At 50.3% G+C, this 9293-nt stretch carries 9 protein-coding genes and 1 pseudogene; 4 read left to right on the top strand and 6 right to left on the bottom strand.

The genetic code is table 11. The features are described from left to right. The 3 genes from DL1_RS19955 to DL1_RS21745 form a co-directional block, all read left to right on the top strand. On the top strand, positions 1–1046 hold a 1046-nt coding region (locus DL1_RS19955; RefSeq protein WP_038069939.1), incomplete at its 5' end, for a UDP-glucose dehydrogenase family protein. A gap of 112 nt (positions 1047–1158) precedes the next feature. Continuing rightward, positions 1159–1959: a hypothetical protein gene (locus DL1_RS19950; RefSeq protein WP_038069937.1), complete on the top strand. Its 801-nt coding sequence runs from the start codon at positions 1159–1161 to the stop codon at positions 1957–1959. A gap of 575 nt (positions 1960–2534) precedes the next feature. After that, positions 2535–2714, top strand: coding sequence for a hypothetical protein (locus DL1_RS21745; RefSeq protein WP_143081655.1), 180 nt, complete (start codon positions 2535–2537; stop codon positions 2712–2714). 428 nt (positions 2715–3142) lie between these two features. Here DL1_RS21745 and DL1_RS21740 read toward each other — a convergent pair whose 3' ends face one another. Next, the gene (locus DL1_RS21740; RefSeq protein ID WP_143081654.1) at positions 3143–4069 is read right to left on the bottom strand and encodes a hypothetical protein; all 927 of its coding nucleotides are present in this window, start codon (positions 4067–4069) and stop codon (positions 3143–3145) included. A 391-nt stretch (positions 4070–4460) separates the two neighbouring features. Here DL1_RS21740 and DL1_RS22185 point away from each other — a divergent pair. After that, positions 4461–4700 (top strand): annotated as a pseudogene (locus DL1_RS22185) (transposase); the annotation flags it as partial. Between the two features lie 21 nt (positions 4701–4721). Here DL1_RS22185 and DL1_RS21405 read toward each other — a convergent pair. The 5 genes from DL1_RS21405 to DL1_RS21095 form a co-directional block, all read right to left on the bottom strand. Further along, complete coding sequence (locus tag DL1_RS21405) at positions 4722–5654, bottom strand: glycosyltransferase family A protein (protein ID WP_074854886.1); 933 nt, start codon at positions 5652–5654, stop codon at positions 4722–4724. Between the two features lie 17 nt (positions 5655–5671). Continuing rightward, on the bottom strand, positions 5672–6874 hold the full coding sequence (locus tag DL1_RS19940) for a glycosyltransferase (RefSeq protein ID WP_038069933.1): 1203 nt from the start codon (positions 6872–6874) through the stop codon (positions 5672–5674). A gap of 25 nt (positions 6875–6899) precedes the next feature. Beyond that, positions 6900–7904: a glycosyltransferase gene (locus tag DL1_RS21400; RefSeq protein ID WP_074854884.1), complete on the bottom strand. Its 1005-nt coding sequence runs from the start codon at positions 7902–7904 to the stop codon at positions 6900–6902. Between the two features lie 252 nt (positions 7905–8156). Next, complete coding sequence (locus DL1_RS19935) at positions 8157–8516, bottom strand: hypothetical protein (protein WP_038069931.1); 360 nt, start codon at positions 8514–8516, stop codon at positions 8157–8159. Beyond that, a partial coding sequence (locus DL1_RS21095) for a lysozyme (protein ID WP_051693718.1) occupies positions 8509–9293 on the bottom strand: 785 nt, incomplete at its 5' end. The genes DL1_RS21095 and DL1_RS19935, both read right to left, overlap by 8 nt.

Below are 9293 nucleotides of genomic sequence, written 5' to 3'. Positions count from 1 at the left end.
ATGGCCATGCAGATCTGACCTATGTGATGGCCGCTGCCGAAGAGGTGGCGCAGAAGGCCAAGGATTACATTGTCATCGTCACGAAATCGACTGTGCCGGTCGGCACCAACCGTAAAGTGCGCGAGGTTGTGGCCGCAGCCAATCCGGCGCTTGATTTCGATGTGGCCTCGAACCCTGAATTCCTGCGCGAGGGCGCGGCGATTGACGATTTCATGAAGCCAGATCGGGTGGTTGTTGGCGTCGAGACCGATCGCGCCGCTAAGGTCATGGCAGAAATTTACCGCCCGCTCTATCTGCGCGAATTTCCTATCGTCACCACCGATCTCGAATCGGCTGAGATGATCAAATATGCGGCCAATGCCTTTCTTGCGACCAAGATCACCTTCATTAACGAGATCGCGGCGCTGTGCGAAAAGGTTGGCGCGGATGTGAAGGAAGTGTCCAAGGGGATGGGGCTCGACAACCGGATCGGGAAGAACTTCCTGCATGCCGGCCCGGGGTTTGGCGGCTCGTGCTTTCCGAAAGATACCAAGGCGCTGGCGCGGATCGGGCAAGAAAATGCCTCGCCTATGCTGATCACAGAGGCCGTAATCAGCATCAACGAGCAGGTGAAACGCCGGATGGTGGATAAGCTGCTGGATCTGTGTGATGGCACGTTCAACGGCAAGGTGATCGCGATCATGGGCGTGACTTTCAAGCCCAATACGGACGATATGCGCGATGCGCCCAGCCTGACTGTGGTGCCCGCTCTGCTGGGCGGCGGTGCAACTGTGCGGGTGGTCGATCCGCAGGGCCGCCATGAGGGCGAGCAGCTTTTGCCGCGCGTCGATTGGATCGAGGATCCCTATGCCGCGAGTCAGGACGCCGATCTGATCGTGATCCTGACCGAGTGGAACGAGTTCCGCGCGCTCGATCTGGGCCGGATTGCCGCCTCGATGAAGGCGCCACGGATGGCCGATCTGCGCAATATCTACACTGCAGAGGATGCGCGCGCCGCCGGATTCAAGGCCTATAGCTCGGTCGGACGGCCTGATATGGAGGGGTGACATAGGGGGCGGGTCACCCTACTTGGCCTATCAGTTGATTTGTTCAGCAAAGCCCCTTATCACCGCAACGGAAGAAAGCAGACCACTGCCTATTGGACGAAGGAAATTAACTATGTCTATCCAAGAATTAGTCATTGTCTCAAGTCCGCGCAGCGGAACAAATTTCTTCTGTGAATGCGTCGGGGCGTTGCAAGGCGCTAAAGCCTATTTTGAAATCCTAAACCCTGCTGGCGTTTTTGGAATCACCGATGCAGCCACATTGCATGCCCTCAATGAAGGGTTCGGCACGCAGGCTGAAAACGCTCAAGACAAGGATTTAATCCACGCTTTTCGAGCTGATCCGATGCGTGGAATTGATATTCTACGCGATGATGCTACGAGTCGTGGACAATCTTTGATTTCTTATAAAATTTTTCCTGGCCAGGCTTCTTTGGAAATGATGGGGAAAATATTTAGCCGCGAGAATGTGGCTGTCATTCAGATTGTGCGCCAGAGATTGGACACTTTTATATCATACGAGAAAGCTCGTACAAAAAATGTCTGGCACAACAAAGACACCACGGATTTACTAGTTTCTGTTGACGTTGATGCTTTTTTAAAATGGGCGCGCACACTAGACAAGTGGCATATCGAAAATAGTAATTTGATTTCAAAACACGATATTCCCAGAAGCATTTGGACCTACAAAAAGGACATCAACATCCCCAAAGCGGACGTGGTCGAAAAAATTCAGAAATTTGTCGCTCAAAATGGTGTTTTTCGAAACATCACCCCGAAGGTACAAGACAATCGATTTTCAAGACAAGATATCCGATCTGATCCATTTGAAAAAATCGCTAACGGCGAAAAGCTGCGTGAGGAATTAAATGACAGAGGCGTTTATGACTATGCAAGATCAGAGCCTTTAATTTGACACAGAACTCTTCTCGACACTGATTTCGCGCAGAAGCGCAAACTGAGGTTATAAGATTGGTTCAAAATGCAACCGTTCCCCTTTGAGACGGGGGGCCGGGTGGAGGGTCCGATGCTGGGTATGGCGAACTCCTTCGGGCGAACTTGCTTACCACACGCGAACAATAACCAAAGAAATTTATGGATCTGCAGGAAGCCTATCGCGAGGCGATACTGGAACTGCTCGCTAAAAAGTTTAAGGGCCTCATGGTGAGGCATTGAGCCGTCACCGGATCGAGGCAAATGCCAAACGGATGACGACGGATAATCCGAATGCTCAATGAGGGTCTTTTGGCCCACGGCATCACGATGTCTGTCGCAAGGCTTTACGTCTCTCGGCGGTCGCTTTAGTGCAAACCGACCCGGGCCGCGCCAAAGGTCGCCTCCCCGGTTCGCCGAGCCGATCAACGCGATGATCGAGCACGAGCCTTCGCTCGACTATTGCACGGTCGCGTAGCTTCTTTGCTTCAACAAGAGCACGCGGTGCAACTGGTCTTCCAGCTTAAGAGCTGGCAGGTTCGCAGGCGATCGGTGGGCATGCGCCCATGTATTGAGGGTGTGCCCGACCATCGCCACCGCGCCGAACGAGAGCTGGTCGACGGATTGGGCGCGGGTCTTAAACGGCAAGGACAGCGAAACTTCCCTAGGACGCTGATGATCGACTTCCCCACGAGCGAATTGCTGGCCCGGCACCTGTCGCGCTCAAACACGCCCTAATTGACAGGTTCGACACGATCGGACGTGTGGACAGAGAGATCTGACTGAGGTGGGACAACGGCATTTGCGATCGGGCTCGAACCGGTGGACTTCGATAGCTCATTCTTAATCAGCCACCACGTCAGGGCGCTAGTCCGTAAAAATGGACCGAAGCAGGGGTTCATCACCCCGCAAGACACGCAATAGAATGGAATGGGCAAACGCGTCATCTGTCCTCTCAACGAGCAATGCGTTAAATACCACCGCTTCGAGAGCATGCAGCCTGCGAAATCGGCTGCAGAATGAGATTCTAGATCCACCGCCACCCTCGTCAGGCGCTTGCCACAGGGAACCCTACCAAGGCATTCAGATTAGCGGCTTAACCGGTGCCGGTTCCGCTACGTCCACGCAAGAAAGCAATTGCAAGATCGCAGTAAAAGATCAAAAAATCAAACTGAGCTGACTACCAGCCCAATGATCTCTGCCGCGTCCGTTGCTCCACGTTGCATGTGCACGCGCACAATACCATCCTTGCCTGACACGCTAGGCGACACCTGTCGCGCCGCTACAACAAGATCGTTCTTCTGAAAATAGTGGGACTTTACGTTGACGGCGACTTTATTAGACCCATTACAAATTATACTGCCGAATGTATGACCAGCATTGTATACAATTCCCGATAGCGCTTCCTTTTTTCCCAGCGCAATCTCTATACAATCATTCGGTGAAAGCTCGGCGCAAAGAGCGGTCAACAAGGAAGTGCGCCTCTCCCGACTCTGCAATGAAAGATCACTAGCCAGGACGCGTCGAAACACCGGAATAGAGTGATCATCGTGAGAGGCGAAGACTGGATGACAAAGTGAAATGATCCGCGGTGCAATCTGCCTGGAAATCTCAGGGAGTAAGTGAAGGTCATCCAAAAACAATTCCTTGATCGGCGAGCTAGTTTCCGCAGCGATAGCACGTACGAAGGAGTATCCGTCCAATAGTGGAATAGCGAACTCTTCAGAGACTTGTTTGTAAGCAGAAATAGCCGGATCAATAGTATCAACAAAACGTCGATTTGGCATACACAGAATCACCGGCACGCACCCCGACTTTAACGCCAATGCACAAAACCATCTGATGTTGGCCAAAATTTCTTCAACATGAAGAATACCCCAACCGACAAAAGCTCCATCATTAATAGATGTATCTATGACGACAAAATCATAATTAGAAAAATTTATATCGGCCCCAAAAAAGGGAAGGATAATGGAAGTAGATCCACCGGGACCAATTCTATCAAGATGGAAAACATCTGAAAGAGAACGAAGAGCGTCTACATATCCACCCTTCAAAATAGAATTGGACGTGCCAAAAACAAGTAGCCTCATGGTTTCACCTCTTCTTGCGGTCAAGATCACCAAATAGCCAAAATTTCATTGGGAGTCTCCCTCAATTCTCAAGGCAACTTATTCGTAAAGTTTAAGCGGCCACTTTCAGTTTCTGGGCGGGCATATTCCCTTTGCTTCCCACCTTGATATGTCAACAATTGTAAGGCCAGCGCCACACGGTGGCAATCTTTTGGACTGTCTCAGTGTTTCGAAAATTCACACGTCCAGTCATTCATGCCATAGCATCAGGTTCTCGCACTCGACATATACGCTCTGCCGAGGCTTTTCGGCCAAATATATGACGCGTCCTAAAGGCAAGATACATTAATTGCGGCGGCACTGCGTGAACCACTAATCCAAAGGAGTGGTAACATGAGGGCTCTCTTTCTGGATGACCGACGCGCAGATGGCACGCTTGGCCTCTTTCTTCCCCAAGTCCTTTGGCAAGCATCGGGTCGCTGTAAGGCGAGCATTGAGTAGAATTATTCATTCAATCGCGATGCCTTACACTCGCGAGATACGCCGTCCGACTACGGTTCTAACAAAACGCTCTACTGCCGGTCGAAGCGTTAGAGTAAAAAAGATCTTTTCGCGGATACACGCTCGGCTAGCGGCAAACACGGGGAAGAGAAGGATGAGTGCCGCTTCCAAATTAATGTCGCCCTAAATTAACAAGTGTATCGTTAAGCAACTTTTCCAATTGAACGTCAAAACTCCGCTGTGGAAGACCACAAGAAAAACGTCCTTTGTCCGCAGATATTAAATCCAAAAGCGCTAGACGAGGCTTTGCCTTTTCATAGAACTCTGTATCTCGACGACTAAGAGAATGCTGGAAAATTTTTCGAAAATATATGTCACGCCGAGATGGCGACTTTACTGTAATGGGCATAAATGCATGAAACACATCTCTCCAATACTTTATGTCTTCAGAATGAGAAAACTCATCCGAATACTGAACGCGACGCAACATGTATGTGGGAGCAGTTTTTATGGCATTTAGCGTGTAAGCGCGATAACAAAGACCTATGTCTTCTGGACCATGAACATTTGAGGTTTCGAAACCTTTTGAGACAACTGTTTGCGCATAGTCCTCTATCGGATGATCATCCTCAACTTTCAGAATATTCGAAACCACTACAGAACGATAGCTTCCGAGTCTCAAACACTCCTCCAAATATTCCCGAGAAAGATAATCATCGTGATCAACGAAGGTGGTATAGCGAAACCTTGCGTGCTGCAATGCTCTGTTGCGGGCCCTTGCTACACAGCCAACGCTGTCATTCAAGATCAATGTCTGCACCCCACTGTCATCAGCGAACCTCTCGACAAGCGAAAGCGAGTTATCGGAGCAACCATTCAAAGAAAAAATAACTTCAAACGCAGACAAATCTAGTGATTGGTTTCGAAGCGACAAAAAAAGATCACTCATTTCATCGCCGCCATTGTGGACTGGCACAATCACAGTGACTCCCTCAGGCGACGAAGAAAACTCTGCCTCATAAGAAAAGAGATAAGACTTTGACGAATCGTGAAACTCATCATTGGTAATCAAGTCTCTCAAAGCGAAAATCTCATCATAATTCATTGAAGCCACCTGAGAATTTATCGAATCACTGAACGATATGCCGAACGAATTTTAAATGCCCAACGTGCCGCCTTCGAATCGAGGTGACGTTGCATTTCAACCGCATCATCTTTTAGTCTTTGTTTTTCTTTATGAGCTTGGTTCAATTTTTGTCGTATTCGATCATTGTCTTTACGAAGTTCAGCTGCCAACTGCTTCAGTCGAGAAAGCTCACTCAATATCATTTTTCTCTGAAGGTCCTCGCTTAAATCAATCGAACCAGACACTTCTTCCTCTACGATCCTCGCCACTCCGTTTACCTCCCATAATTCCCATGACTTAATTCCGGTGTCGACTTCAAGATCATACAATATATCTGGCGGAGCCGCCCCTACAAAAGCCATGTGCTCGCACAACAACAACGGGCCGGTATCACGAGTTGAGACACGTATCATCCAGCGAACTAAGTCTATGTAAAACGCCCAAAATCTCGTTTCCACTCGAGGCAACCTTTGCTGCCTTACGAACTCGTATGTTTCGCGCAGCGCGATAAATGCCTCTAGCCTTCGATAGTCTGCGGTATTGCTTACGCGGCCACCACTATCATTTTGATCTTTAGTGCACAAAACTTGATCAGTAACCAAAATACGCTTTGCGCACAACAAGGACTGCCAATGCGCATAGATATCATTTTGAACTTTCGTTTCTGAAAACCTCAGGCCGATTCGACGAATAAAGTCCACCCTATAAACTTTATTCCAAGGAAAATTTATAAACCGAAGCAAATCTTCATTCCCATCGATACCGATCGTGCGAGCGGACTTTCCACGGAGGATGTCCCGCATTATCTGATTATCCCTAGGGTACGCTTCGCTCAAAATACCATTCAAGAGAAACTGATAAGATGCCAGCACTACATCAACCTCAGGCATCTTTCCCATCTGATCAACTATTTCAGAAACGACCTTCCAATCCATAAAGTCGTCGTCATCCATAAAGACAACATAGTCACCTGTGACTTCCGCAATGCCTCTATTACGACTGAAACCTGCCCCTTTTGCAGCATCGTTTCGCACAAAAGATAAGTTGGCCGCGGGAACACAAAGCTCCTCCAAGACTTTCGAAGAGCCATCGTCCACGATGATCACTTGCCACTCAGGATAATTATGCGTGACAAGCTCAACAGTCCTGAAAAAATTAATATCCGGATTGTGAGCCGGTATGATAACAGATAAAGACATTCAGCACATTCCTCTCTATATGCTATCAAAAACCGTACAATTTGGATTGTCGCCCATTATAAAAATCGTCAAAAAGAACTGCTTCCCCCGACGGCAAGAGAGATCTCGTGTTTCTTCGCAAATCCTGATCTTCCCACACTTCAAAAAAGGCTCTATATGCATCGAAAAATAAGTTAAATCTATGATCAACACGGCATCTCTGCATAAACCAAATTAACCGACGAAAATAGACAGCAAAGTAGTATGGCTTCTCGACTTCAGACATTCGAGAATTTTCTTCTAGGTTCTTTCGTACAAACGCAAAAAGCGCGACAATCTCACTACGTCGATTTCGTTGATGTCGAGAAGCGGCCTCACGATCAACCCTATACATATAGTATCGATCAGAAATCCAGTAATACGTCATACCATTTAAAAAGCACATTGCTGAGAAGCATGTATCTTGATATCCTGCGCCTGGAGTTTCTGGTAGGCATACCTTATGCCGATCTATTGAGCTACGACGATAAACACCAGCCCAGATTGCCGGAGCCTGAAAGATCAGCTTATCTGAGGTAAATTTATTAGCACTGACCTCACCAACTGGCACCGACAGAATGTCGTCTGCAGTTAGATTATCGACAGGAATCGCCATTTGATCCAGATCGCCTTCTAAATTAAATGGCTGATAAGGAGCCTTGACAAAATCAACGGATTCATCGCGCCGAAGGATTTCTAGAATTTTTACATATGCGTCGATAGTTATTAGATCATCGGATTCGACAATCGTAAAGAAAGCACCTGTTGCGGCTCGCATACCAGTGTTGATAGCCTTCCCATAGCCACCATTGGCCTGCGTGATCAGCCTAAATCTCTGATCACTTTCTACAAAACGCTTTACAATTTCTTCCGATTTATCGGTACTGCCGTCGTTAACGCAAATCACCTCTGCATCAAAATCAGAATGAAGAGCCGATTGAATACTCGCAAGACACTCGTGAAGATATTCTTCCACGTTGTAGATTGGAACGACAATCGATAGTTCTGCCATGGGATCGTCCTTCAAAGTCAATAAACTTGCAGGAAGTTTGCTGCCAAGTACAAAGTTTTCTAGCCTCGCGCAACCTCTGCCGAACGCAGTGCCAATCCCCGCCGCGCCTCACATTCGATCAACGCGTTGCCCAAACGCGTGATCGCTTTCGCGTCGTCAGCCATCTCCCCTCCGCGCGAAACCAACGCTCTTGGGTTTGCACATGGCTGACGCGCCGCTGCCGGAAACTCAACGCGAGGTGCCGGCAGCGGGTCATTGATCGGCCCAGTGTTGAAGAATGTCTCGCCACACCCGCTCAGGCAGGCCGGGGCGATCCAGATCAGGATCAGCATCAAACGCATGTATCAGCTCCTTTTGCGCCCGGTCGCGCGCCTCTCGCGCATCGAGCAAATTGGCCTCGGCCTCGGATAGCGCCCGGTTGGCCTTGTTGGCGGCGATGATGGCGGTGGTGGTGCGCGACCGCTCAGCCTTGAGGGCGGCTGCCGTGGCCTGCGACCATTCCAGCCGGAGGGCCGCAATCTTGGCGTCTGCGCGCCACTGGCAGACCGCCCAGCCGCCCACCGCCGCTGCGCTCAGAGCTACGGCCCATAGGATCAGACGCCAGCTAAGCATTGCCGAGCCCAGCCATGCAGTTGACCCATTCTGCGCCGCGCCGATTGACCAGCCCGCGCATGATCCGCCCGCCAGCGCGATTGTACCAGGTCATGGCATCGCAGCTCCCGCGAATGTCGCCGGCGTTCAAGCGGCGCATTGCCGTGGCGCGGCCAGCAGTCACCCAACCGAGATTGATCGAGAAGCTGGTCCACGCCCCACCGCGCGGCACGCTGATCCGGCTGCGCAAGGTTTCTTCGGTCATATAGGCCGCAACACCGCGCCAATACTCCGTTGCCTCAGAGCGCAGCATCGCCTTGCACTGCGTGGGCGTGAGCACCATGCCCAGCTTCACCCCCCGCGTAGTGCCCGAGCAGATTGTGGGCACATCTCCGGGCACCGGAATATATGCCTTGAGACGCACGCCCTCCCATTTCTCAAGAAAGGGCAGCGCGTTCTCAATAATCTGCTTTTCGGTGACGGTTGCGCCAGAGGTGATCGGCGCATCGCGCGGCTGGAACTTCGCCTCGGGCAGTCCGCCCGCATTCGCAGACGGGACAGCCAGCAGGCCAAAGATCGAGATCACCACCAGAGCGATGATGATCCGCAGCAGATTGCGGCCCCAGCCATCGGGCTGAGCGACAAGGCGCAGGATCAGCGCGCCGAGATTGAACCCGATGCCCAGCCAGCCCATGACGATCGGGTCCATGCCGTCATATTGGAAGACCGAATAGGCGATGTAGGGCACCAGAAAAGTCAGCGAACAAGCCAGCATCAGCCAGAACGAATAGGACCGCA

The organism is Thioclava dalianensis (assembly GCF_000715505.1).
GTDB lineage: Bacteria > Pseudomonadota > Alphaproteobacteria > Rhodobacterales > Rhodobacteraceae > Thioclava > Thioclava dalianensis.
Note: the sequence above shows the minus strand (reverse complement) of the source record. Positions and strands in the feature narration are given on the sequence as shown.